The sequence below is a fragment of the Variovorax sp. GW458-11-26-14-LB1 genome, assembly GCF_059423965.1.
This window is the reverse complement of record NZ_JBWKYW010000052.1, coordinates 16,548-37,248: the sequence shown is the minus strand read 5'-3', so window position 1 is coordinate 37,248 and position 20,701 is coordinate 16,548. Positions and strand designations below refer to the sequence as shown.

Annotated in this window: 26 protein-coding genes; 11 read left to right on the top strand and 15 right to left on the bottom strand. The window is 68.3% G+C overall.

Annotation, left to right across the window (positions count from 1 at the left end; genetic code table 11):
- The first annotated feature begins 29 nt into the window (after positions 1-29).
- Entirely contained in the window at positions 30-482 is a 453-nt protein-coding gene (locus tag AC07YS_RS26195; protein WP_062474638.1) for a MaoC family dehydratase, read from the top strand.
- A gap of 9 nt (positions 483-491) precedes the next feature.
- Here AC07YS_RS26195 and AC07YS_RS26190 read toward each other — a convergent pair whose 3' ends face one another.
- Positions 492-1,172 carry a pentapeptide repeat-containing protein gene (locus AC07YS_RS26190; protein WP_495269509.1) on the bottom strand — a complete coding sequence of 227 codons (681 nt, stop codon included), beginning with the start codon at positions 1,170-1,172 and terminating at the stop codon, positions 492-494.
- Positions 1,169-1,981, bottom strand: a complete 813-nt coding sequence (locus AC07YS_RS26185) for a ferritin-like domain-containing protein (protein WP_495269508.1) — start codon at positions 1,979-1,981, stop codon at positions 1,169-1,171. Before AC07YS_RS26185 ends, AC07YS_RS26190 begins: the two co-directional genes overlap by 4 nt.
- Positions 1,982-2,020: 39 nt before the next feature.
- Between AC07YS_RS26185 and AC07YS_RS26180 the strand changes: the two genes are divergently transcribed.
- Entirely contained in the window at positions 2,021-2,545 is a 525-nt protein-coding gene (locus AC07YS_RS26180; protein WP_159272463.1) for a gamma carbonic anhydrase family protein, read from the top strand.
- Between the two features lie 124 nt (positions 2,546-2,669).
- Complete coding sequence (gene hslO / locus AC07YS_RS26175; protein ID WP_070059530.1) at positions 2,670-3,668, top strand: Hsp33 family molecular chaperone HslO; 999 nt, start codon at positions 2,670-2,672, stop codon at positions 3,666-3,668.
- 12 nt (positions 3,669-3,680) lie between these two features.
- Here hslO and AC07YS_RS26170 read toward each other — a convergent pair whose 3' ends face one another.
- Together AC07YS_RS26170 and AC07YS_RS26165 are read right to left on the bottom strand one after the other, a co-directional pair.
- Positions 3,681-4,556: an NAD(P)-dependent oxidoreductase gene (locus AC07YS_RS26170; protein WP_495269507.1), complete on the bottom strand. Its 876-nt coding sequence runs from the start codon at positions 4,554-4,556 to the stop codon at positions 3,681-3,683.
- Positions 4,557-4,584: 28 nt separating this feature from the next.
- Entirely contained in the window at positions 4,585-5,364 is a 780-nt protein-coding gene (locus AC07YS_RS26165; RefSeq protein ID WP_495269506.1) for an SDR family oxidoreductase, read from the bottom strand.
- Positions 5,365-5,470: 106 nt separating this feature from the next.
- Here AC07YS_RS26165 and AC07YS_RS26160 point away from each other — a divergent pair, with 106 nt between their 5' ends.
- A complete protein-coding gene (locus AC07YS_RS26160; protein ID WP_495269505.1) occupies positions 5,471-6,346 on the top strand; it encodes an AraC family transcriptional regulator in 876 nt (291 codons plus the stop codon).
- A 9-nt stretch (positions 6,347-6,355) separates the two neighbouring features.
- Here the strand turns inward: AC07YS_RS26160 and AC07YS_RS26155 are convergent, their stop codons facing one another.
- From AC07YS_RS26155 to pyrG, 8 genes are read right to left on the bottom strand one after another with little or no spacing between them, the layout of a single operon-like run.
- Positions 6,356-7,330, bottom strand: coding sequence for a hypothetical protein (locus AC07YS_RS26155; RefSeq protein WP_495269504.1), 975 nt, complete (start codon positions 7,328-7,330; stop codon positions 6,356-6,358).
- 52 nt (positions 7,331-7,382) lie between these two features.
- Positions 7,383-8,060, bottom strand: coding sequence for an AAA family ATPase (locus AC07YS_RS26150; RefSeq protein WP_495269518.1), 678 nt, complete (start codon positions 8,058-8,060; stop codon positions 7,383-7,385).
- Positions 8,057-8,689: a nicotinamide riboside transporter PnuC gene (pnuC, locus tag AC07YS_RS26145; RefSeq protein WP_495269503.1), complete on the bottom strand. Its 633-nt coding sequence runs from the start codon at positions 8,687-8,689 to the stop codon at positions 8,057-8,059. Before pnuC ends, AC07YS_RS26150 begins: the two co-directional genes overlap by 4 nt.
- A gap of 22 nt (positions 8,690-8,711) precedes the next feature.
- Positions 8,712-8,990, bottom strand: coding sequence for a cell division protein FtsB (gene ftsB / locus AC07YS_RS26140; protein ID WP_070059525.1), 279 nt, complete (start codon positions 8,988-8,990; stop codon positions 8,712-8,714).
- Positions 8,991-9,005: 15 nt separating this feature from the next.
- Positions 9,006-10,289, bottom strand: a complete 1,284-nt coding sequence (gene eno / locus AC07YS_RS26135; RefSeq protein WP_062474653.1) for a phosphopyruvate hydratase — start codon at positions 10,287-10,289, stop codon at positions 9,006-9,008.
- Positions 10,290-10,341: 52 nt separating this feature from the next.
- Entirely contained in the window at positions 10,342-10,632 is a 291-nt protein-coding gene (locus AC07YS_RS26130; protein WP_495269502.1) for a DUF1330 domain-containing protein, read from the bottom strand.
- Positions 10,629-11,486: a 3-deoxy-8-phosphooctulonate synthase gene (gene kdsA, locus AC07YS_RS26125; RefSeq protein WP_369632227.1), complete on the bottom strand. Its 858-nt coding sequence runs from the start codon at positions 11,484-11,486 to the stop codon at positions 10,629-10,631. The genes AC07YS_RS26130 and kdsA overlap by 4 nt, the downstream gene beginning before the upstream one ends.
- Positions 11,483-13,165: a CTP synthase gene (gene pyrG / locus AC07YS_RS26120; protein WP_139705616.1), complete on the bottom strand. Its 1,683-nt coding sequence runs from the start codon at positions 13,163-13,165 to the stop codon at positions 11,483-11,485. The genes kdsA and pyrG overlap by 4 nt, the downstream gene beginning before the upstream one ends.
- Positions 13,166-13,289: 124 nt before the next feature.
- On the opposite strand from pyrG, the gene coaBC reads away from it, so the two are divergent.
- The 4 genes from coaBC to AC07YS_RS26100 all read left to right on the top strand — a co-directional run bounded on the left by coaBC (position 13,290) and on the right by AC07YS_RS26100 (position 16,106).
- Positions 13,290-14,513 carry a bifunctional phosphopantothenoylcysteine decarboxylase/phosphopantothenate--cysteine ligase CoaBC gene (coaBC, locus tag AC07YS_RS26115; RefSeq protein WP_495269501.1) on the top strand — a complete coding sequence of 408 codons (1,224 nt, stop codon included), beginning with the start codon at positions 13,290-13,292 and terminating at the stop codon, positions 14,511-14,513.
- On the top strand, positions 14,513-14,953 hold the full coding sequence (locus AC07YS_RS26110) for a hypothetical protein (RefSeq protein ID WP_495269500.1): 441 nt from the start codon (positions 14,513-14,515) through the stop codon (positions 14,951-14,953). The genes coaBC and AC07YS_RS26110 overlap by 1 nt, the downstream gene beginning before the upstream one ends.
- A gap of 16 nt (positions 14,954-14,969) precedes the next feature.
- Positions 14,970-15,416 (top strand): dUTP diphosphatase, encoded by a 447-nt coding sequence (gene dut, locus AC07YS_RS26105; RefSeq protein WP_062474662.1) that lies wholly within the window; start codon positions 14,970-14,972, stop codon positions 15,414-15,416.
- A gap of 189 nt (positions 15,417-15,605) precedes the next feature.
- Entirely contained in the window at positions 15,606-16,106 is a 501-nt protein-coding gene (locus AC07YS_RS26100; RefSeq protein ID WP_062474665.1) for a glycine zipper 2TM domain-containing protein, read from the top strand.
- A 70-nt stretch (positions 16,107-16,176) separates the two neighbouring features.
- Here AC07YS_RS26100 and AC07YS_RS26095 read toward each other — a convergent pair whose 3' ends face one another.
- Positions 16,177-16,701, bottom strand: a complete 525-nt coding sequence (locus AC07YS_RS26095; RefSeq protein ID WP_062474668.1) for an FKBP-type peptidyl-prolyl cis-trans isomerase — start codon at positions 16,699-16,701, stop codon at positions 16,177-16,179.
- A 14-nt stretch (positions 16,702-16,715) separates the two neighbouring features.
- Between AC07YS_RS26095 and AC07YS_RS26090 the strand changes: the two genes are divergently transcribed.
- The 3 genes from AC07YS_RS26090 (at position 16,716) to AC07YS_RS26080 (ending at position 18,696) form a co-directional block, all read left to right on the top strand.
- A complete protein-coding gene (locus AC07YS_RS26090) occupies positions 16,716-17,858 on the top strand; it encodes a JmjC domain-containing protein (RefSeq protein WP_495269499.1) in 1,143 nt (380 codons plus the stop codon).
- Positions 17,848-18,354: a hypothetical protein gene (locus AC07YS_RS26085; protein ID WP_495269498.1), complete on the top strand. Its 507-nt coding sequence runs from the start codon at positions 17,848-17,850 to the stop codon at positions 18,352-18,354. Before AC07YS_RS26090 ends, AC07YS_RS26085 begins: the two co-directional genes overlap by 11 nt.
- 93 nt (positions 18,355-18,447) lie before the next feature.
- A complete protein-coding gene (locus tag AC07YS_RS26080) occupies positions 18,448-18,696 on the top strand; it encodes a hypothetical protein (protein WP_056583267.1) in 249 nt (82 codons plus the stop codon).
- A gap of 78 nt (positions 18,697-18,774) precedes the next feature.
- Here AC07YS_RS26080 and AC07YS_RS26075 read toward each other — a convergent pair whose 3' ends face one another.
- Positions 18,775-19,554 carry an MBL fold metallo-hydrolase gene (locus AC07YS_RS26075; RefSeq protein WP_495269497.1) on the bottom strand — a complete coding sequence of 260 codons (780 nt, stop codon included), beginning with the start codon at positions 19,552-19,554 and terminating at the stop codon, positions 18,775-18,777.
- Positions 19,555-19,559: 5 nt separating this feature from the next.
- Complete coding sequence (gene bamC, locus AC07YS_RS26070) at positions 19,560-20,636, bottom strand: NlpB/DapX family lipoprotein (RefSeq protein ID WP_062474681.1); 1,077 nt, start codon at positions 20,634-20,636, stop codon at positions 19,560-19,562.
- Positions 20,637-20,701 lie beyond the last annotated feature (65 nt).

Genomic DNA, 20,701 nt, shown 5'->3' with positions numbered 1-20,701 from the left:
ATGACGGGCAACGCAACAAGGAGACTCCCATGGACAAGCTGTATCTCGAAGACCTGAAGGTCGGCGACCGTTTCCAGAGCGGCGAGCACCTGCTCGACGCGGCGCAGATCAAGGCCTTCGCGCAGCAGTTCGACCCGCAGCCCTTCCACACCGACGAAGAGGCCGCCAAGAACACCTTCTTCGGCGGGCTGGCCGCGAGCGGCTGGCACACGGCGGCGCTCACCATGAAGCTGCTGGTCGACAGCGGCATCCCGCTGGCCGACGGCATCATCGGTTCGGGCGGCGAGCTGCAGTGGCCCAAGCCCACGCGGCCCGGCGACGTGCTGCATGTGGTGAGCGAGGTGGTCGACATCACGCCCTCGCGCTCCAAGCCCGGCCGCGCGATGGTCTCGATGCGCTGCCAGACGCGCAACCAGCGCGGCGAGGTGCTTCAGTACTTCACGCCGAAGCTGGTGGTGCACAGCCGCACCGCGACGTCCTGACTCTCAAACTCAGACGACGCGCAGGCCCAGCTCCTCGACCAGTGCGGCGGCCTGCCGGTGGGAGATGGTCGCGCCCTTGAACGGCGCGGCGTTGGCCAGCCGCAGGCCGCCCAGGTCCACGTCGCGCAGGTCGGCGCCTTCGAAGCGCGCGAGCTTCAGGTGCGCGTTGCGCAGGCTGCCGCCTTCGAAGATGGCCTCGCGGAAATCGCAACCCGAGAGGTCGGCCTCCGACAGGTCGAGCTGCGCGAGCGTTTGCTTGCGGAACGACAGGCCGCGCAGGTGCGCGTCGACCAGCAGCGAATCCTTGAACACCACGCCCAGCGCCGACACCTCGCCGAAGTGCGCGCCCGTGAGCTTCACGCCCGTGAAGAGCGCCGAGGCCAGCTTGGCGCGCGCCCACTGCGTGTTGTTCAGGTCGCAGTCCTGGACGCGCGCGTTCGTGAGGTCGGCCAGGCCGAAGTCGGCCTGGCGCGCGCGGCAGCCGACCCAGCGCGTGTCCGCCAGCTGGGCGCGGTCGAACGAGGTTTCGGCGAAGCTGCACAGCGTGAACTGCGCGCCGCGCAGATCGAGGCGCGACAGGTCGGCCTCGTCGAAATGGCAGCGTTCGAAATGCGGCGGCGTGTCGCGGCCCTGCAGGCAGGCCTGCAGCTCGGCGCGTGACCAGGTCTGGTCGGAAATCACATCGGTCATTCGGGGCGGGAGTCGGTCAGCGCGCGCAGCTCTGCGGGGCTGAAGCCCGCCCGGCCGCGTGCTTCGAGGTTGAAGGGCGGCTTGTGGCGCGGCGCGTCGTAGCGCGCGACCAGGGCCGGGTAGTTGGCTTCGGCGTCGAGCCCGGCACGCTCGCACAGCCAGCGGTACCAGTGGTTGCCGATGGCCACGTGGCCCACTTCGTCGCGCAGGATGATGTCGAGGATCTCGACCGCGCGCAGTGCGTCGGGCGTGTTCACGCGCTTGAGCTTGGACTGGATCAGCGGCGTGGCGTCGAGCCCGCGCGCCTCGAGCGTGCGCGGCACCAGCGCCATGCGCGCGAGCACGTCGTCCTTCGTCTTCTCGCACATGTTCCACAGGCCGTCGTGGCCCGGAAAGTCGCCGTAGCGCCAGCCCATGCCCTGCAGGTGCGTGTGCAGCAGCGTGAAGTGCTGCGCCTCCTCGTCGGCCACGCGCAGCCAGTCGCGGTAGTAGGCCTCGGGCATGCCGTCGTAGCGCCACACGGCGTCCAGCGCGAGGTTGATCGCGTTGAACTCGATGTGGCAGATCGAATGGATCAGCGCGGCGCGGCCTTCGGGCGTGAAGGGCGAGCGCTTCTGCACGGCGGTGGCGGCCACGCGCAGCGGGCGCTCGGGGCGGCCGGGCACGCCGTCGTCGTCGCCGGGCGTGCGCAGGGGCTCGAGTGCTATGGAAACAGTAGCTGCCTGTGCAGCCGTGGCGCGCGTGGCGGCCACCTTGTCGTCGGGGTCTGTCAGGCGCAGCGCGGCCAGCGCGCTCAATCGGGGGTGCATCCCTACAATTCTAGTTTTGCCCCTCCGGAGACAACCACGATGGCGATTTACGAATTGGATGGCATTGCACCGCGCCTTGGCGAAGGCGCATGGGTCGCGGACAGCGCCCAGGTCATGGGCAATGTCGAACTGGCCGAGAACGCGAGCGTCTGGTTCGGCGCCGTGCTGCGCGGCGACACCGAGGTGCTGACCATCGGGCGCAACAGCAACATCCAGGACCTGTCGGTGCTGCACGCCGACATCGGCTGCCCGCTGACCATCGGCGACAACGTGACGGTGGGGCACCAGGTGATGCTGCACGGCTGCACCATCGGCGACAACTCGCTGATCGGCATCCAGGCGGTGGTCTTGAATAACGCGAAGATCGGCCGCAATTCGATCGTTGGCGCCGGCAGCGTCGTGACCGAGGGCAAGGAGTTTCCCGACAACTCCCTCATCATCGGCTCGCCCGCCAAGGTGGTGCGCACGCTCGACGATGCGGCTGCCGCCAAGCTGCGCCAGAGTGCGGAGCATTACGTAGAAAACGCCCATCGCTTCGCGAAGGGCCTGAAGAAAATTGGCTAACCCCCAGGCTTGCCTACTTCGTGTGGCCTCCTACCCCCTTGCGGGGGGCAATACCTGCGGCCCGGCAAAGCCGGTTCCGCGGTATTCCGCGTGAAGACAGCCTGACTAAGAGAAAGACGATGTTTTGAGCGAGCTGCACAAATTCCTGTTCGATGGCCTGCCGGTGCGCGGCATGATCGTGCGCCTGACGGATGCGTGGCAGGAGATCCTTGCGCGGCGCGCCTCCAACACCGCCACCGGCGCCTACCCGCCGCCCGTGGCCGAGCTGCTGGGCGAGATGACGGCCGCGGCCACGCTGATGCAGGCCAACATCAAGTTCAACGGCGCACTCATCCTGCAGATCTTCGGCGACGGCCCCGTGAAGGTGGCCGTGGCCGAGGCCAAGCCCGACCTGAGCCTGCGCGCCACCGCCAAGGTGATCGGCGACCTGCCGGCCGACGCGCGCCTGCCCGACATGGTCAACGTGAACAACAAGGGCCGCTGCGCCATCACGCTCGACCCGAAAGACAAGCTGCCCGGCACCACGCCGTACCAGGGCGTCGTGCCGCTGTTCGGCGACGACGGCCAGAAGCTGGGCAAGCTCAGCGACGTGCTGCAGCACTACATGCTGCAAAGCGAACAGCTCGACACCACGCTGGTGCTCGCCGCCGACGACAAGGTGGCGGCCGGCCTGCTGATCCAGCGCCTGCCCATCAAGGGCGAGGGCAACCTCGAAGGCACCTCGCAGCAGGTGCACGACGAGGCGCACCAGGACCAGATCGGCCGCAACGAGGAATACAACCGCATCTCGATCCTGGCGTCGAGCCTCACGCGCGACGAGCTGCTCACGCTCGACGTCGAGACCATCCTGCGCCGCCTGTTCTGGGAAGAGAAGCTGCTGCGCTTCGAACCGCAGGCCGGCCTGCTGGGCCCGCACTTCGCGTGCACCTGCGGCCGCGAGCGCGTGGCGCAGATGATCCGCGGGCTCGGCGTGGAAGAGGCCGAGGAAATCCTCGCCGAGCGCGGCGACATCGAGGTCGGCTGCGACTTCTGCGGCAAGCAGTACCGCTTCGACGCGGTCGACACCGCGCAGCTGTTCAAGCCGCTGGGCGACCAGTTGCCGGGCAGCCCGGTCGTCCAGTAGGCGCGACGCGGTTCAAGCGGGCTGCGGCGGTTGCCGCAGCACCTTGACCATCGCGGCCAGGCGCTCGTTGCCCAGGCCCGCGCGCATCGCGCGCTCGAACTGCCCCATCAGGAAATCCGGAAAGCCCGCGTCGAGCTGCGCTTCGCGCGCCTGCTTCACGAACAGCCGGCCCGAGCCCGCGCAGGTGGCCATCGAGCTCTCGGGCTCGCCGTACCGGCCGGCGTGGATCGCCTCGCCCTCGGCCTGGATCATTTCGCCGAGCACCGGCGAGATCGCGCCGATCATCTGCGCGAACCCGTCCACCGGCAGCCCTTCGGCTTCGCAGATGCACACGCCGTGGAAGAAGCCGCTCATCGCGCCGAACATGCACGAGAGCGTGGCCAGGTCCCAGGCCGCCGCGTTGCCGATCGGCTCGCCCATGTGCTGGATGTTGCCGGCGATGGCGTCGAGCAGCGGCCGGCAGGCGGCGAGGGCGCGTGCCTCGCCGGAAATGAAGAGCGGCGTGTCGGGCCGGCCGATCTGGCCCGGCGTGGCGAGCAGGGCGCCGTCGAGGTACGCCACGCCGCTGAGCGCGGCCCAGTCGTCGCGCGCGTCCTGCGGCGTGCCGGTGCTCAGCTGCACCAGCACCTTGCCGCGCAGAGCGTCGTGAACGCCGGGCGCGGCGAGGATCGCGCGCGACGCCGGGTAGTCGGCCACGCAGACCAGCACCACGGGGCTGGCCTGCACGGCGGCCAGGGCGGTTGGTGCCAGCACCGTGCCTTGGTTCAAGAGGGGCGTGGCGCGTTCGGCGGTGCGGTTCCACACCGTCAGCGTGAACTTCGATGATTGAAGGGCGCGCGCGAGGGCGATGCCCATGGGGCCGAGGCCGATGAGGGAAACGTCGGTCATGTTGTGAGGTCCTTGGTGAGAGATCGGATCAAGCGGCAGCCGGCGTCAAGCCCTGGCCCAGCCCACCATCGACGGTGAGGCGTGCGCCGGTCGTGAAGGTCGCCTCGAAGGCGAAGAAGAGCACCGCGCGCGCCACTTCGGCCGAGGTGCCGTGGCGCCGCATCGGCGTGATCTGGTCGCCCAGGCGCATGAACTCGGCGCGCTCCTCGGCGCTCGCATCGGTCACGCCGAGCGTGGGCGTGTCGATGAAGCCGGGGCTCACCACGTTCACGCGGATGCCGCGCGTCACCAGCTCGGCCGCGAAGCCCGAGGCCATCGAGCGCAGCGCGGCCTTGGTGGCGCTGTACACGCTCATGCCGTGCATGCCGCCTTCGTCCGCGATGGACGAGGTGAAGACGATGGCGCTGCCCGCAGGCATCAGCGGCGCCAGGCGCTGAACCGTGAAGAACGGGCCCTTGGTGTTGACCGCAAAGGCGCGGTCGTAGCCGGCCTCGGTCACCTGCTCGAAGGGTTCGAGCGAGGAGATGCCCGCGTTGATGTGCAGCAGGTCGATGCGGCCGAAGCGCTCGCGCACCGTGGCGGCCAGTGCATCGATGTCGGTCAGCGAAGCTGTATCGGATGCAAGCACGTGCGCGCGCGGGCCGAGCACGCGGCGTGCGGCCTCCAGGTTCTGCGGGTTGCGGCCGGTCACGAGCACGTCGGCGCCGCCGTCGAGTAGCGCCTGCGCGGTGGCCAGGCCCATGCCGAGGGTGCCGCCGGTGATGACGGCCTTCTTGCCTGCGTAGGGGGTGTGGGGTGTGGTGTTCATGGCCGTCGATGATCCGGATCGCACGGCTTGCGGTCGCGCACGTTCAGCCGTGGGGGAGCACAAACGGCCGACGGCATGCACGCCGCGCGCGGCCCATAATGTTTCGATGAGCGATACCGATCTGGACACCGATCTGCACGGGCACGGTGGTGCGGCGTCCGATGTGGCGCTGTCGGCCGACAGCTTCGTCGCGCCGCCCGCCACCGACAGCCTGCGCGTCGACGTGCGCCAGACCCCCGGCGGCGTGGTCGGCTACGAGGCGCTGCCCGACCACCGCCTCAAGCTGCACGCGGGCGCGCCGGTGGCGGGCGCCTGCCAGTTCCACCGCTTTCTCTACACGCGCGGCGACCTCGACATCCTGCCGGCCGGCAGCACCGACATCTGGCATGAAGAGTCGCCGAGCACGTCGGTCGTGGTGCGCATGGCGCCCGCGCTGCTGGTGCGCACGGCCGACGAGATGGGCCTGCCGGCCGAGCGTGCGGTGCTCGGCGAACGCCACCAGTTCCGCGACCCGCAGATCGAGCACATCGCCTGGGCACTCGACGCCGAGCGCCGCGCGGGCTTTCCCAATGGCCGGCTCTACACCGACAGCCTGGGCACCGCGCTCGCGGTGCAGCTGATCGCGGCGGGCCCGCAGGTGGCGCCGTCACCCGTGCAGGGGTTGACGCGGTTGCAGCTGAAACGCGTCACGGAGTTCATCGAGGCGCACCTGGACGGCGACCTGTCGCTGGCGGCGCTGGCCGAGGTCGCGGGCCTGAGCGCCTCGCACCTGAAGACGCAGTTCAAGCGCTCCACCGGCCAGGCGGTGCATGCCTATGTGGTGCACCGCCGCGTCGACCGCGCACGCAGCCTGCTGCTGAGCAGCGAGATGCCCGCGAGCCTCGTCGCGCTCGAGAGCGGCTTCTCGCACCAGAGCCACATGGCGCGCTGCATGCGCCGCGTGCTGGGCCTCACGCCCGGCGAGGTGCGGCGCGCGGCCTGAAGCTGGTGGTCAGCGCGCTTCGTCGTCGAAGCCGCCGAATGTGATGTCGGGCGCGCTGGTGTTGTGCTTCGAGGGCAGGCTGCGGCCGAAGCGCACCTGCGTGGCGTTCAGCGTCCTCACCTCGGGCAGCGGCAACGCCTGCTCGGCCGCCTGCGGCGAGGCCTGCCAGCGCACCTCGCTCATGTCGGCGTTGTCGGGCGCCACATACATCGAGCGCAGCACCGCGAAGGGCTGCTTCGCGCTCGCTGTGGGTTTTGAGAGTGTCACGTCGAGCGCGGTGCGGGTGCGGCTGATCTCGGTCACGCGCGCCACGGCGCTGCCGCCGTCGGTGAAGCGCAGGTGGATGGCGAGTGGCTTCGGCACGACGCGGATCGATGCGATGTCCACCACCGGCCGCCCATCCTGCACGACCGGGCCGAGCAGGAACGACGAGCCGTACACACCGTCGCCGAAGCGCGCCTCGGGCAGCGGCTTGAGGCGCCAGTAGCCGTCGGACGGGTAGAGCACGATGGCCTCGAGCGCCTTGCCGTTCTCCTTCTTGAACACCTGCAGAAGGTGAAAGCCGCGGTCGTGGCGCGCGCCGACCTGCACCGGCACGCGCGCCGGGCGCCAGAAGGTCGGCAGCGTCATGCCGACGATGCGCCACTGCGCGTTGTCGAGCAGCACGACGGTGCGCTTCTTGAAGCGGTGCGCCGGGTCGGTGGGGTGGGCGCCGCCGTCGAAGTTGCAGCCCGAGAAGTCGGGCGCGGTGACGTCGTTGCCGATGGTGCCCAGGTAGGTGGGCTGCAGCGCTTCGATGCGCAGGCGGCGGATGCCGTCGCCGCGCAGCACCATCGACACGTTGTCTTCCTCGGCGCAGGCCGTGGAGGTGGTGGCGTTCTCGACGGTGGCGGCCACAGGGGCTGCAGAAGCGGCACCGGTGGCCAGCAGCAGGGCGAGGAAGGCGGCGGCGGGAGCGCGGCGCGCAGCAATCGAAACGGGCATCGGGTCTCCGGTGAGGGGGAGAGGGCGCGCGAATGCGCAAGAACCGGAAGGCTCAGGGCGGGTCGCGGCGCGCCATCAGGTCGCTGAAGAGCTTATGTTCGCATTCCGGGTCGGAACACTTCTCGCAAGGCCATGTCCACGAGGCGGGCTTGGCATCGCGGCGGGTGCGCGTGCGGGCACGGCCTTCGTTGCCGGCGATGGTGTTGATCGCATTCCAGGCGTTCGCCAGCCGCTCGCCGCCGCTGCCGTGCACCACGGCATACGAGAGCCCCGCGCGCGAGAGCGCGGCGCGCACCAGCGTGTCGGTCGGCTGGCGCGCATGCGGGCCGTCGCGCATGTCGTCGGCCACCCAGGGCAGGTCGAGCGCGGTGAGCAGCGTGATGGCGTAGCGCCGCTGCGCGGCGAGGGCGCTGTCGTGCAGCGAGGTGTCGGCGAACAGCTGCTCGCTGTAGACCGCTGTCATGAGTGCCGTGGTGTCGGCCACCACCACGCCCGTGGTGGCAGCCGCGTCGATCCGGCGCATCTGTTCGTCGGCGATGGCTTGTTGTTCGTCGGGGCGCGGCGTGCGGCCTTCGCGTTCGCACCATTCGCGCAGGTACTCGCCCACCAGCGTGACGGGCGTGCCGCGGTCTTGCAGGCGCTGTGCGATGGCGCGCGAGAGCTCGGTCTTGCCCGTGCTCTCGGCGCCCACGAGTGCGATGACGCAGCCGGTCGGCAGGTTCGGCGTCATGCCGGCACCGCCTTCGTCGTGGCCTTCGGCAGGCGTCGCTGCCATGCCAGGAAGCCGGCCACGCTGAGCACGGCGAACACCGCGTACAGCGCTGTCGTGAGCCACAGGCCCTTGTGGATGAACAGGCCCACGCTGACCACGTTCACGGCCAGCCACACGAGCCAGTTCTCGATGAACTTGCGCCCGAGCAGGAACTGCCCGACCAGGCTCAGGCCGGTGACGAAGCCGTCCCACCAGGGCACGTCGGTGTTGGTGAAGCGGCGCAGGAAGAGGGCGACCACGGGCCACGCAATGGCGCAGGCCAGGAGGGCGTACGCGGTCCCGCGCGGCGACAGCCGGCTGACCCGCAAGGCGCTGCCGTCGGCGCGAAAGCCGCGCAACCATTGCGCCCAGCCCCAGAGGGCGACGAAAGCGAAGAAGACTTGAAGGGCGGCGTCGCCGTAGATGCGCGCGTTGGCGAACACCACCACGTAGAGCAGCGAGCTGACGATGGCCAGCGGCCAGCCCCAGTGGATCTCGCGCATGTTGCAGCCGACCATCGCGAGCGCGAGCACGGCGGCGACGAGTTCGAGCCAGGTGACGGGAGAACCCCACAGCGCAAAGGCGGAGGCCGAGAGAAGCTCTGGCATCGAGAAGCGGCGAAGGAAAGGATCAGTGCGCGATCTGCACGAAGACTTCGTTCGGTTTGACCATGCCGAGTTCCGCGCGGGCGCGTTCCTCGACCATCTCGAGGCCGTCTTTCAGGTCATTGACTTCGGACGCCAGCCGCTCGTTGTTGAGGGCGGCCTTGGCGTTGGCGTCCTTCTGGTCGGCCAGCTGGGTTCTCAGCTGGGCGACCTCGCGCACGCTGCCGCGCCCGTTCCACAGCTGCCACTGCAGGATGACCAGCAGGAGCACCAGGATGAGAGGAGGGACGAAGCGCGCGCGCATGCAGGCTGCGAGGCGCTACTTGAGGTTGTAGAACGCGCCGCGGCCCGGGTAGACGGCGATGTCGCCGAGGTCTTCTTCGATGCGCAGCAGCTGGTTGTACTTGGCGATGCGGTCCGAACGCGACAGCGAGCCGGTCTTGATCTGGCCGGCGTTGGTGCCCACAGCGATGTCGGCGATGGTGCTGTCTTCGGTTTCGCCCGAACGGTGCGAGATGACGGCCGTGTAGCCCGCGCGCTTGGCCATTTCGATGGCAGCGAAGGTTTCGGTCAGCGTGCCGATCTGGTTGATCTTGATCAGGATCGAGTTGGCGATGCCCTTGTCGATGCCTTCTTGCAGGATCTTGGTGTTGGTGACGAACAGGTCGTCGCCCACCAGCTGCACGCGCTTGCCCAGGCGTTCGGTCAGGTGCTTCCAGCCGTCCCAGTCGCCTTCGTGCATGCCGTCTTCGATGCTGATGATCGGGTACTTGTCGACCCAGGTGGCGAGCATGTCGGTCCAGCTTTCGGCCGTGAGCGAGAGGTTCTCGCCCGACAGCACGTACTTGCCGTCCTTGTAGAACTCGCTGGCTGCGCAATCCAGGCCCAGGGCGATCTGTTCGCCGGCGGTGTAGCCAGCCTTGTCGATGGCTTCCAGGATCAGCTGGATGGCTGCTTCGTGGCTCTCGACGCTGGGGGCGAAGCCGCCTTCGTCGCCCACGGCCGTGCTGATGCCGCGGTCGCCCAGGATCTTCTTCAGAGCGTGGAACACTTCGGCGCCGTAGCGCACGGCCTCGCGGAAGCTCTTGGCGCCCACGGGGATGATCATGAACTCTTGCAGGTCCAGGCTGTTGTTGGCGTGCGCGCCGCCGTTGATGACGTTCATCATCGGCACCGGCAGCTGCATGCCGCCCATGCCGCCGAAGTAGCGGTACAGCGGCAGGCCCGACTCTTCGGCCGCGGCGCGGGCCACGGCCATCGAGACGGCTAGGGTGGCGTTGGCGCCCAGGCGGGCCTTGTTGTCGGTGCCGTCCAGGTCGATCATGGTGCGATCGAGGAAGGCCTGTTCGCTGGCGTCCAGGCCCAGCACGGCTTCCGAGATCTCGGTGTTGATGTTCTCGACGGCCTTCAGCACGCCCTTGCCGAGGTAGCGGCTCTTGTCGCCGTCGCGCAGCTCGATGGCCTCGCGCGAACCGGTCGAAGCGCCCGAGGGCACGGCCGCACGGCCCATGGTGCCCGACTCGAGCAGCACGTCGCACTCGACGGTGGGGTTGCCTCGGCTGTCGAGAATTTCGCGGCCGACGATGTCAACGATTGCACTCATCTCTATCTCTTTCTCTGGGTCTCTTGGTGGAGTGGACTGGCAAAAAACGGAATCAAAGGCCTTCGACCGCGATCATGTTCATGATGGCGGCGCCGGCACGCGCTTCACGCGCCTTCAGGTATTCGGGCGTCTCGTAGAAGGCCTTGGCCTTTTCGAAGCTGGGGAATTTGAGCACGACGACGCGGGTGGGCTTCCAGTCGCCCTCGAGCGGCAGCACCTGGCCGCCGCGCACGCAGACTTCGGCGCCGTGCGCCTGCATCGCGACGCTCGACCACTTCTTGTATTCCTCGTACTGCGTCGGGTTGGTGACCTCGACGTGGGCAATGACGTAACCGCTGCTCATGCTTGAAAACTGTCCTCGAGGAATGCGTTTTTCTTGGTGACCCGGTCGAGCGCCACGAGCGTCTCGAGCAGGGCCTTCATGTGCTTGAGCGGCACGGCGTTGGGGCCGTCGCTCAGGGCTTTGTTCGGGTCGGGGTGCGTCTCCATGAAGAGACCGGCCACGCCCACGGCCACGGCCGCACGCGAGAGCACCGGCACCATCTCGCGCTGGCCGCCCGAGCTGGTGCCCTGGCCGCCGGGCAGCTGCACCGAGTGGGTGGCGTCGAACACGACGGGCGCTTTCGTCTCGCGCATGATCGCGAGCGAGCGCATGTCCGAGACGAGGTTGTTGTAGCCGAAGCTGGCGCCGCGCTCGCAGGCCATGAAGCTGTCTTCGTCCAGGCCGGCTTCCCTGGCGGCAGCGCGGGCCTTGTCGATCACGTTCTTCATGTCGTGCGGTGCGAGGAACTGGCCCTTCTTGATGTTCACCGGCTTGCCCGACTGCGCCGCGGCGTGGATGAAGTCGGTCTGGCGGCACAGGAAGGCGGGCGTCTGCAGCACGTCGACCACCTTGGCGGCCTCGGTGATGTCCTCGTGGGTGTGCACGTCGGTCAGCACGGGCAGGCCGAGTTCGCGCTTCACCTTGGCCAGGATCTCGAGGCCCTTGTCACGCCCCGGGCCGCGAAAGCTCGTGCCCGAGGAGCGGTTGGCCTTGTCGAAGCTGCTCTTGAAGATGAACGGGATGCCCAGCGACGCCGTGATTTCCTTCAACGTGCCGGCCGTGTCCATCTGCAGCTGCTCGGATTCGACCACGCACGGGCCGGCGATCAGGAAGAAAGGCTGGTCCAGCCCGATGTCGAATCCGCAAAGCTTCATGCCACTGCCTTGAGCGTCTTGTTGGTGCTGCCCGCGCCCTTGTCCTTGTGGTCGAGCGCCGCCTTGATGAAGGCGTTGAACAACGGATGGCCGCCCCACGGCGTTGACTTGAACTCGGGGTGGAACTGCACGCCCATGAACCACGGGTGCACGTTCTGCGGCAGCTCGACGATCTCGGTCAGGTGCTCGCGCTGCGTGAGCGCCGAGATCACGAGGCCGGCATTGCGCAGCTCGTCCAGGTAGTTGACGTTGGCTTCGTAGCGGTGGCGATGGCGCTCGGTGACCACGTCGCCGTAGATGCTGTGCGCCAGCGTGCCCGGCGTGACGTCGGAGCTTTGCGCGCCCAGGCGCATGGTGCCGCCGAGGTCGGACTTCTCGTCGCGCGTCTTCACGGTGCCGTCGCGGTCCTTCCACTCGGTGATCAGGGCGATCACGGGGGTGGGCGTTTCCGGGTCGAACTCGGTGCTGTTGGCGTTCTTCAGGCCGGCCACGTGGCGGGCGTACTCGATGGTGGCGACCTGCATGCCCAGGCAGATGCCCAGGTAGGGCACCTTCGATTCGCGGGCGAATCGGGCGGCCGAGATCTTGCCTTCCACGCCGCGCTGGCCGAAGCCGCCGGGCACCAGGATGGCGTCGTACTTGGCCAGGCGCGACACGTCTTGCGCCGAGATGGTCTCGGAGTCGATGTAGTCGATCTTCACGCGCGCATGGTTCTTCATGCCGGCGTGGCGCAGCGCCTCGTTGAGCGACTTGTAGCTGTCCGACAGGTCGACGTACTTGCCGACCATGGCGATCGACACTTCCTGTTGCGGATGCTCGACCTCGTACACCAGCTCGTCCCAGCGCGTGAGCTTGGCCGGCGGCGTGTTGATGCGCAGCTTGTCGCAGATCAGGCCATCCAGGCCCTGTTCGTGCAGCATGCGGGGCACCTTGTAGATGGTGTCCACGTCCCACATGGAGATCACGCCCCATTCGGGCACGTTCGAGAACAGCGAGATCTTGGCGCGCTCGTCGTCGGGGATCGGGCGGTCGGCGCGGCACAGCAGGGCGTCGGCCTGAATGCCGATGGCGCGCAGTTCCTTGGCGGTGTGCTGCGTGGGCTTGGTCTTGAGCTCGCCGGCGGCGGCGATCCAGGGCACGTAGCTCAGGTGCACGAAGGCCGAGTTGTTCGGGCCCATGCGCAGGCTCATCTGGCGCACGGCTTCCAGGAAGGGCAGTGACTCGATGTCGCCCACGGTGCCGCCGATTTCGACGATGGCCACGTCCACCTCGTGCGCCGTGCCGATGCCGGCGCCGCGCTTGATGTATTCCTGGATCTCGTTGGTGATGTGCGGAATGACCTGCACCGTCTTGCCGAGGTAGTCGCCGCGGCGTTCCTTCTCGAGCACGGTCTTGTAGATCTGACCGGTCGTGAAGTTGTTGGCCTTGCGCATCCGCGTGTTGATGAAGCGCTCGTAGTGGCCGAGGTCGAGGTCGGTCTCGGCGCCGTCATCGGTGACGAACACTTCGCCATGCTGGAACGGTGACATCGTGCCGGGGTCGACATTGATGTACGGATCGAGCTTGATGAGGGTGACTTGGAGGCCGCGCGATTCGAGGATCGCGGCGAGCGAGGCGGAGGCGATTCCCTTGCCAAGGGAAGATACGACACCACCGGTGACGAAGACAAATTTGGTCATGCCAGTTCCGGACGCGTGAATCCGGGCAGTGGGAAATTGCGATTATAGGTGTCCCCTTTGTGCCTCCACGGCCGAAGGCCATCCCATTCCTGATCTTGTCGGTATGTGAGCAACAATATGTCCCATGCAAGATCTCGCCGGCAAACACATCGTCCTCGGACTCACAGGGGGCATCGCCTGCTACAAATCGGCCGAGCTGTGCCGCCTGCTCGTGAAGGCGGGCGCCACCGTCCAGGTCGTGATGACCGAGGCGGCCGAGCAGTTCATGACGCCGGTCACCATGCAGGCGCTCTCGGGGCGCACCGTCTACACCTCGCAGTGGGACGCCCGTGAGCCCAACAACATGCCGCACATCAACCTGAGCCGCGAGGCCGATGCGATCGTGCTGGCGCCCTGCAGCGCCGATTTCATCGCGCGGCTGGTGCAGGGCCGTTCCGACGAGCTGCTGAGCCTGCTGTGCCTGGCACGCCCGACCGACCGCGTGCCGCTGTTGATCGCCCCGGCCATGAACCGCGAGATGTGGGCCCATCCGGCCACGCAGCGCAACCTGATGCAGGTGTCGGCCGACGGCGCGACCGTGCTGGGCGTGGGCAGCGGATGGCAGGCCTGCGGCGAAACCGGCGACGGGCGCATGCTCGAACCGGCGCAGCTGCTCGAGGACATCACGGCCTTCTTCCAGCCCAAGCTGCTGGCAGGGCAGAAGGTGCTGGTCACGGCCGGCCCGACCTTCGAGGCGCTGGACCCGATTCGCGGCATCACCAACCATTCGTCCGGCAAGATGGGCTTTGCCATCGCCCGCGCGGCGCGCGAGGCCGGTGCCGAGGTCACGCTGGTGGCCGGTCCGGTGCACCTGCCGACCCCGCGCGGCGTGAGCCGCATCGACGTGCTGTCGGCGCAGGAGATGCTCGAAGCCACCACCCGCGCTGCGCAGGCAGCTAGCATTTTTGTAGCAACGGCCGCCGTGGCCGACTGGCGCCCCGCCACGCACAGCGACCAGAAGATCAAGAAGGACGGCAGCGGCCAGACGCCGGTGCTGCACTTCGTCGAGAACCCCGACATCCTGCTCACGGTGGTCAAGAGCGAACGCGCGCAGGCCAAGAAGCTGTTCTGTGTGGGCTTCGCCGCCGAGAGCGAGAACCTCGCCGAGCACGCCAAGGCCAAGCGCGAACGCAAGGGCATTCCGCTGCTGGTGGGCAACATTGGTCCGCTGACCTTCGGGCAGGACGACAACGCACTGCTGCTCGTGGACGCGAAGGGCGTGCGCGAGCTGCCCCGCGCGCCCAAGCTCCGGCTGGCACGCGAGTTGATGACGGAGATTGCCGCGCGACTTCCTGATTGGAGGGCCTGATGAACACCGAATCCAACACACCACCCAACGGCGACTTCGCCCGCTACGTGGAGCAGCTGTCGGCGCGGGCCGGCCAGTCGGCCCGCGTCCCGGGCAAGGAGTCCGAGCACGGGCTGGACGTCGGCATGACGCCTTCGCCCGGCGCGCAGGGCTCCGTCGCCACGCGGCGTGAATCGCCGGCTGGCGAGGCCGCGAAGGCTGACGGCACCAAGGCCATCCCCCTGGGCACGCTCAAGGTGCTGGCCGGCATGGGGGCGATGGTGTTCCTGGTGCTGTGGGCCATCGGCGTGCCGCTCTCCGTGCTGGTCCTGGGCGCCGCCGCGGCGGCCTGGTTCGGCAAGCGTTTTCTCAAGGGACTCAGCCTGAGGCCCGGGGTCGCCAAGTGGCAGCAGGTGCTCGAAGAGGCCGCCCGCAGGCAAAAAGAACAGCAACAGAAATAAACAAGGCAGCAAGTCAGTGAAAGTAGACGTCCGAATCCTCGATCCGCGCATGGTGGATCAATTGCCCGCGTATGCCACCCCCGGAAGCGCCGGCCTCGACCTGCGGGCCTGCCTCGATGCCCCGGTCACGCTCGAACCCAATGCCTGGCAACTGGTGGGCACCGGCATCGCGATCCACCTGGCCGATCCGGCCTATGCCGCGCTGATCCTGCCGCGCTCGGGCCTGGGTCACAAGCACGGCATCGTGCTGGGCAATCTCGTCGGCCTGATCGACAGCGACTACCAGGGCGAGCTGAAGGTCAGCGCCTGGAACCGCAGCAACACGCCCTTCGTGCTGCAGCCGATGGAGCGGCTCGCGCAGCTGGTGATCGTGCCGGTAGTGCAGGCGCAGTTTCGCGTGGTCGCCGAGTTCGAGGCCTCGCAACGCGGCGAGGGCGGCTACGGTTCGACCGGCAAGCACTGAGCCTTTGCCCCAGCAAAGCTGAAGGGCACCTGAGTATCCAAGGCGTAAAGAACGGAACCGCCGGCGCGTGGTTCGTCTCGAAGGTTTCAGCGTGTGTCTTTCGTCATCGCGGCTTCGGCTGAAACGTTAGACACAGGCAGGCATGCAGCCCGTCCGGGCGCGTGCTGTTTTCTTCGAGGAGCCTCTTTCATGAACATCTCAATGCGCTTCATTTCCGTCACGGCGTCCGTGCTCGCACTGGCCACGCTCACGGCCTGTGTCGCGCCGGCCCCGGTTTACCAGACCTCGCGCTACCCCTACCAGGCCCCGCCGCGGGCGATCCAGTACCAGGAAGCGGCCTACGTCGAGTACGGCCACGTGGCCAACATCGAGGTGCTGCGCAGCGAAACCGCAGGCGTCGGCACCACGGGTGGCGGTGCCATCGCGGGTGGCCTGATCGGCGGCGTGGTGGGCAACCAGTTCGGACGCGGCAACGGCCGTGCCGCAGCCACTGCGCTCGGCCTCGTGGGCGGCGCCTTGCTGGGCAACACCATCGAGGCCCAGCAGAACGGCCCGCGCGCCTACGAGAGCTACCGCGTCTCGGTGCAGACCGACCGCGGCGGCTACCGCGCCTTCGACGTGCAAAACCCGGGCGACCTGCGCATCGGCGACCGCGTGCGCATCGACAACGGGCACATCTCGCGCATGTAAGCGGTCGGCCGCGCGCGCAAAGAAAAAAGCCGGGCACTGCCCGGCTTTTGCTTTGTGGGATGGCTGGGTGTCAGTGCAGCATCTGGCCGCCCGGCGCCATCGGCGGCACCTTGAAGAAGGCCGTGCCTGCCGTGCCGCGGCCGACTTCTTCTTCGGTGGCTTCACGCACCGAACGCACCGTGATGTCCAGGCGGATCGCGATGCCTGCCAGTGGGTGGTTGCCGTCGAGCACGAGGTGGTCGGGGTAGATCTCGGCCACGGTGTAGATCGCGTCCTTGGGCATGGCCTCGCTCACGCCCTTGGGCAGGGCGGAGCCGTCGAAGGTCATGCCTTCTTCGGTGCCTTCGGGGAACAGCGAACGCGGCTCCAGGAAGAGCAGCTGGTCGTTGAAGTCGCCGAAGCCCTGCTCGGGCTCGATCTGCAGTTGCACGCGCGCGCCGGGCTCATGGCCCTGCAGGGCGGCCTCGATCACGTCGAAGAGGTCGTCGCCGCCCACCATGAATTCCACCGGCTCGTCGAGCACGTCCAGCACATCGCCGAGCGTGTCTTTCATGGTCCAGGTCAGGCCGACCACGCATTGTTCAGAGATTTCCATTGCAGAATTCTCCCATGGAGATCAATCAACCGCTGCCCTTGCTTGGCGGCCTGAGTCCCGCGCAGTTCATGCGCCGGTACTGGCAAAAGAAACCCCTGCTGATCCGGCAGGCCGTTCCCTCGATGGTGCCACCGATCGACCGCCAAGCGCTGTTCGCGCTGGCGGAGCGCGAGGGGGTCGAGTCGCGCCTGATCCGGCATGGGAAGGCCGGCTGGTCGCTCAAGCACGGCCCGTTGCCTCGCCGCGCGCTGCCGCCGCTGAAGCAGCCGGGCTGGACGATGCTGGTGCAGGGGGTCGACCTGCACCATGACGGCGTGCACGACCTGCTGCGGCAGTTCCGCTTCCTGCCCGACGCGCGCCTGGACGACCTGATGATCAGCTACGCGAGCGACACCGGCGGCGTCGGCCCGCATTTCGACAGCTACGACGTGTTCCTGCTGCAGGCGCAGGGGCGGCGCCGCTGGTCCATCGGCAAGCAGTCCGACCTGCGGCTGCAGCCCGGCGTGCCGCTCAAGGTACTCGAGCACTTCGAGCCCGAGCAGACCTTCGTGCTCGAGCCCGGCGACATGCTGTACCTGCCGCCCAAGTACGCCCACGACGGCGTGGCGGTGGGCGACGACTGCATGACGTACTCGATCGGGCTGCGCTCGTCTGCCGTGGGCGAGCTGGGCGCCGACCTGCTGGCGCGCGTGGCGCAGGCCTATGCCGAAGACCTGGAAGACGCGGGCCCGGCCGAACTGGCGCGTTACCGCGATCCGTCGCAGCCTGCCGTGGAAGCCCCGGCCGCGATGCCGGCTGCCCTGCAGGACTTCGCGCGCAAGGCCGTCGAGGCCGCGCTGCGCGACCCCGACGCCATCGACCGCGCGCTGGGCGAATCGCTCACCGAGCCGAAGGCCAACGTCTGGTTCGGCGAAGGCAACGAAGTGCCCGAGGTGCTGCGCGAGGTCGCGCTCGACCGCCGCACGCGCATGCTCTACGACGCGCGCCACGTCTACATCAACGGCGAGAGCTTCCGCGCCGGTGGGGCCGACGCCACGCTGATGCGGCGGCTGGCCGACCAGCGCGCGCTCGGTGCGCGCGAACTGGCCCGCGCCAGCGAGGGCGCGCGGGCGCTGCTGGGCGAGTGGTGCGAGGCGGGCTGGCTGCATGCCGAATGAAGGCGCCGTACCGGCCCTGAACGAGGGCCGTTTCGACGGCCGGGAGGCGTTTGCCGACCTCGTCCGCAACGCCTTGTCTGCTGCTGCGCACCAGGGCTGGAACGAGATCGTCTTCAGCGACCTCGACTTCGCCGACTGGCCGCTGGGCGAGCGCGCGAGCATCGAGGCGCTGCAGGCCTGGTCGGCCAGCGGGCGTCGCCTGTTGCTGCTGGCTGGGCGCTTCGATCTGATCGAGCGCGGTCATGCGCGTTTCGTGACGTGGCGCCGCACCTGGGACCACATCGTCGAATGCCGCGCGGCAGGTCGCTCAGGCACGGCAGAGGAGGTGCCCAGCGCCTTCTGGACGCCCACTTGGTGCCTGCACCGCATCGACCCCGAACGCAGCCGCGGTGTCTGCAGCAGCGAGCCGCGTGCGCGACGTGACCTGCGCGAAGGCCTCGACGAGCGCTGGCGCCAGGGGCGACCGGCCTTTCCCGCCTCCACGCTCGGCTTGTAAGCCAATGCCGCAAATACACCCCGCGACATATCTATGCGGGGTTGGCGGTCTAGAATTTTTTGGTTCCAGACCTTCATTGCCAAAGGAGTCCTCATGAAGAAGTCGTCGTCCGTCCTGATTGCCTCGCTGATCGCCGCTGCCGCCCTGGTGGCCTGCGGAAAGAAAGAGGACGCCGCCCCCGCGGTCGTGACCCCGCCGCCCGCTCCCGTGACAGAACCCGCACCCGCCGCTCCGCCGGCCGCCGCACCTGCATCGGCACCGTCGGCCGCCGCCTCGTCGGCCCTGGACGCCGCCAACGCCGCGACCGAAGCCGCCAAGAAGGGCGAGGCACCGAAGCAGTAATTTCGCTGCAGGTCCGCACCATGCAAAAAGCCGCCCTTGGGCGGCTTTTTCATTGGGGGAGGGCGATGCCCCGCCTGTTCAGACGTCGAGCCAGGGCGAGCCCTCGGCGGCGGTCGCCGTGAGCATCTCGGCTTCATCGCCGCCCAGCGCTTCGGCCATCAGGCGCCGCACGATCTCGGGCCGGTTGTTCTGCTCGCTCAGGTGCGCCGCGACCACGTGGCGCAGGCCGTCGTGCCGCACGGCGCGCGCAATCTCGGCGGCCGCGGTGTTCGACAGGTGGCCGTAGTTGCCGCCCACGCGCTGCTTCAGGAACGACGGGTAGGCCGAGCCGGCGAGCAGGTCGCTGTCGTGGTTGAACTCCAGCAGCAGCGCGTGCGCGCCGCGCAGCCGGGCCAGCACGTGGCTGGTGGCGTGGCCCAGGTCGGTCAGCACGCCCAGCGTGCGGTTGCCGTCGGTGCAGCGCAGCTGCAGCGGCTCGCGCGCGTCGTGGGGCACGGTGAAGGGTTGCAGGCATAGGTCGCCGACCGTGAACTCGGCGTCGTCGCGCGCCAGGTGCAGGCGGCCTTCGTAGTCGCGCCCGCCGGTCGCGAGCCAGGTGCCTTCGCTCATCCAGACCGGGATGCGGTCGCGCAGCGACAGGGCATGGGCGCAACCGATGTGGTCACCATGCTCGTGGGTGATGAAGACGGCGTCGAGGTCCGCTGCGGCCAGGCCCGCCTGGGCCAGGCGCCGGTCGAGCTGGCGGATGCCGAAGCCGCAGTCGACGAGGAGGCGGGTGGTGCGGCCGGCGCTGATCGTTGCTTCGACCAGCGCGGCGTTGCCCGTGCTGCCGCTGCCGAGGCTTCGGAAGCGGAGCATGGGGCTTACTTCAGGTCGTCGGCGATGACCTTGACGATGCGCTGCGCGTTGGCCGAGGTTTCGGGCGCGCCGGCGTCGTTCAGGACCGAGACCGTGGTGGCTTCGCCCTGGCTCTTGACCGAGATGCGGAACTTGATCGGCGCTTCGTCCTTCTTGGAGCTGAACAGCTTGCCGAAGAAGCCATCGTCCTTCTTGTCGGGGTTCGGCGTCACGTAGCGCACGTAGTAGGTGCCGGCGCTGCGATCGCGGTCTTCGACGGTGAAGCCGGTGCGGTCCAGGGCCAGGCCGACGCGGCGCCATGCGCGGTCGAAGCCTTCGCTGATCTGCACGACCGGCTGGTTGCCGACGGTGGCCACGGTGGCGGTCTTGGGCGCCGCGGTGGTCGCGGCGAGGATCTTCGACTGCTCTTGCGACACGCCGAGCTTGACCATCAGGCGGCGCAGGAATTCGGTCTCGAGCTCAGGATCGCTCGGGCGGGGCTGCCACACGGTCTGGTCCTGGCGGGAGTTGTTGTAGACCTCCTGCATGCCGCGGTGGCTGACGAAGATCTCGGTGCCGTTGGTGCTGCGCTCCAGGCGGGTGCGGAAGCGGTCGAGTTCGCCGGTCGAGTAGACCGAGTCGACCAGCTTGCCCAGCGTGCCGCGGATGATGTCCTGCGGCAGCTTGGCGCGGTTCTCGGCCCAGTCGGTTTCCATGATGCCCAGGTTGCGCTGGTCGGTGGTCAGCAGGAAGCCGTTTTCCTGCCAGAAGTCCTTGACGGGCTCCCAGAGCTGGTCGGGCGTGCGGTTGATGACGATCCAGCGCTGCGTGCCTGAGCGTTCCATGCGCACGTCGCCGATGTTGGCCACGGCGGTGGGGATGCCCGGTGCGTTCGCGATGCCGGCCTGGTAGGCGTTGGCGGTGACGGCGCCGCCCGGCACTGCATAGCGGTTGTCGCGCGAGAGCTGGGACAGGTCGGGTGGGACTTCGAGCGTCGGGGCCTTGCCTGCGCTCTTGTAGTCGATCTTGTCGCTCTCGAGGACGGAGCAGGCGGCGAGGCTGGCAACGAGGGCCAGCAGTGCAAGTCGCGAAATGTTCTTCAACGTCGTCTTCCTTGGTGGAATGGTTCGGTCAATCGATGGGCCCCAGCGCCCCGCCCTCTCTGAGC

What these genes read in the sequence shown, in the direction of transcription:
- AC07YS_RS26195 (WP_062474638.1), top strand. Translation starts at nt 30, where the DNA reads ATGGACAAGCTGTATCTCGAAGACCTGAAGGTCGGCGACCGTTTCCAG.
- AC07YS_RS26190 (WP_495269509.1), bottom strand. Translation starts at nt 1,172, where the DNA reads ATGACCGATGTGATTTCCGACCAGACCTGGTCACGCGCCGAGCTGCAG.
- AC07YS_RS26185 (WP_495269508.1), bottom strand. Translation starts at nt 1,981, where the DNA reads ATGCACCCCCGATTGAGCGCGCTGGCCGCGCTGCGCCTGACAGACCCC.
- AC07YS_RS26180 (WP_159272463.1), top strand. Translation starts at nt 2,021, where the DNA reads ATGGCGATTTACGAATTGGATGGCATTGCACCGCGCCTTGGCGAAGGC.
- AC07YS_RS26170 (WP_495269507.1), bottom strand. Translation starts at nt 4,556, where the DNA reads ATGACCGACGTTTCCCTCATCGGCCTCGGCCCCATGGGCATCGCCCTC.
- AC07YS_RS26165 (WP_495269506.1), bottom strand. Translation starts at nt 5,364, where the DNA reads ATGAACACCACACCCCACACCCCCTACGCAGGCAAGAAGGCCGTCATC.
- AC07YS_RS26160 (WP_495269505.1), top strand. Translation starts at nt 5,471, where the DNA reads ATGAGCGATACCGATCTGGACACCGATCTGCACGGGCACGGTGGTGCG.
- AC07YS_RS26155 (WP_495269504.1), bottom strand. Translation starts at nt 7,330, where the DNA reads ATGCCCGTTTCGATTGCTGCGCGCCGCGCTCCCGCCGCCGCCTTCCTC.
- AC07YS_RS26150 (WP_495269518.1), bottom strand. Translation starts at nt 8,060, where the DNA reads ATGACGCCGAACCTGCCGACCGGCTGCGTCATCGCACTCGTGGGCGCC.
- pnuC (WP_495269503.1), bottom strand. Translation starts at nt 8,689, where the DNA reads ATGCCAGAGCTTCTCTCGGCCTCCGCCTTTGCGCTGTGGGGTTCTCCC.
- ftsB (WP_070059525.1), bottom strand. Translation starts at nt 8,990, where the DNA reads ATGCGCGCGCGCTTCGTCCCTCCTCTCATCCTGGTGCTCCTGCTGGTC.
- eno (WP_062474653.1), bottom strand. Translation starts at nt 10,289, where the DNA reads ATGAGTGCAATCGTTGACATCGTCGGCCGCGAAATTCTCGACAGCCGA.
- AC07YS_RS26130 (WP_495269502.1), bottom strand. Translation starts at nt 10,632, where the DNA reads ATGAGCAGCGGTTACGTCATTGCCCACGTCGAGGTCACCAACCCGACG.
- kdsA (WP_369632227.1), bottom strand. Translation starts at nt 11,486, where the DNA reads ATGAAGCTTTGCGGATTCGACATCGGGCTGGACCAGCCTTTCTTCCTG.
- pyrG (WP_139705616.1), bottom strand. Translation starts at nt 13,165, where the DNA reads ATGACCAAATTTGTCTTCGTCACCGGTGGTGTCGTATCTTCCCTTGGC.
- coaBC (WP_495269501.1), top strand. Translation starts at nt 13,290, where the DNA reads ATGCAAGATCTCGCCGGCAAACACATCGTCCTCGGACTCACAGGGGGC.
- AC07YS_RS26110 (WP_495269500.1), top strand. Translation starts at nt 14,513, where the DNA reads ATGAACACCGAATCCAACACACCACCCAACGGCGACTTCGCCCGCTAC.
- AC07YS_RS26100 (WP_062474665.1), top strand. Translation starts at nt 15,606, where the DNA reads ATGAACATCTCAATGCGCTTCATTTCCGTCACGGCGTCCGTGCTCGCA.
- AC07YS_RS26095 (WP_062474668.1), bottom strand. Translation starts at nt 16,701, where the DNA reads ATGGAAATCTCTGAACAATGCGTGGTCGGCCTGACCTGGACCATGAAA.
- AC07YS_RS26090 (WP_495269499.1), top strand. Translation starts at nt 16,716, where the DNA reads ATGGAGATCAATCAACCGCTGCCCTTGCTTGGCGGCCTGAGTCCCGCG.
- AC07YS_RS26085 (WP_495269498.1), top strand. Translation starts at nt 17,848, where the DNA reads ATGCCGAATGAAGGCGCCGTACCGGCCCTGAACGAGGGCCGTTTCGAC.
- AC07YS_RS26080 (WP_056583267.1), top strand. Translation starts at nt 18,448, where the DNA reads ATGAAGAAGTCGTCGTCCGTCCTGATTGCCTCGCTGATCGCCGCTGCC.
- AC07YS_RS26075 (WP_495269497.1), bottom strand. Translation starts at nt 19,554, where the DNA reads ATGCTCCGCTTCCGAAGCCTCGGCAGCGGCAGCACGGGCAACGCCGCG.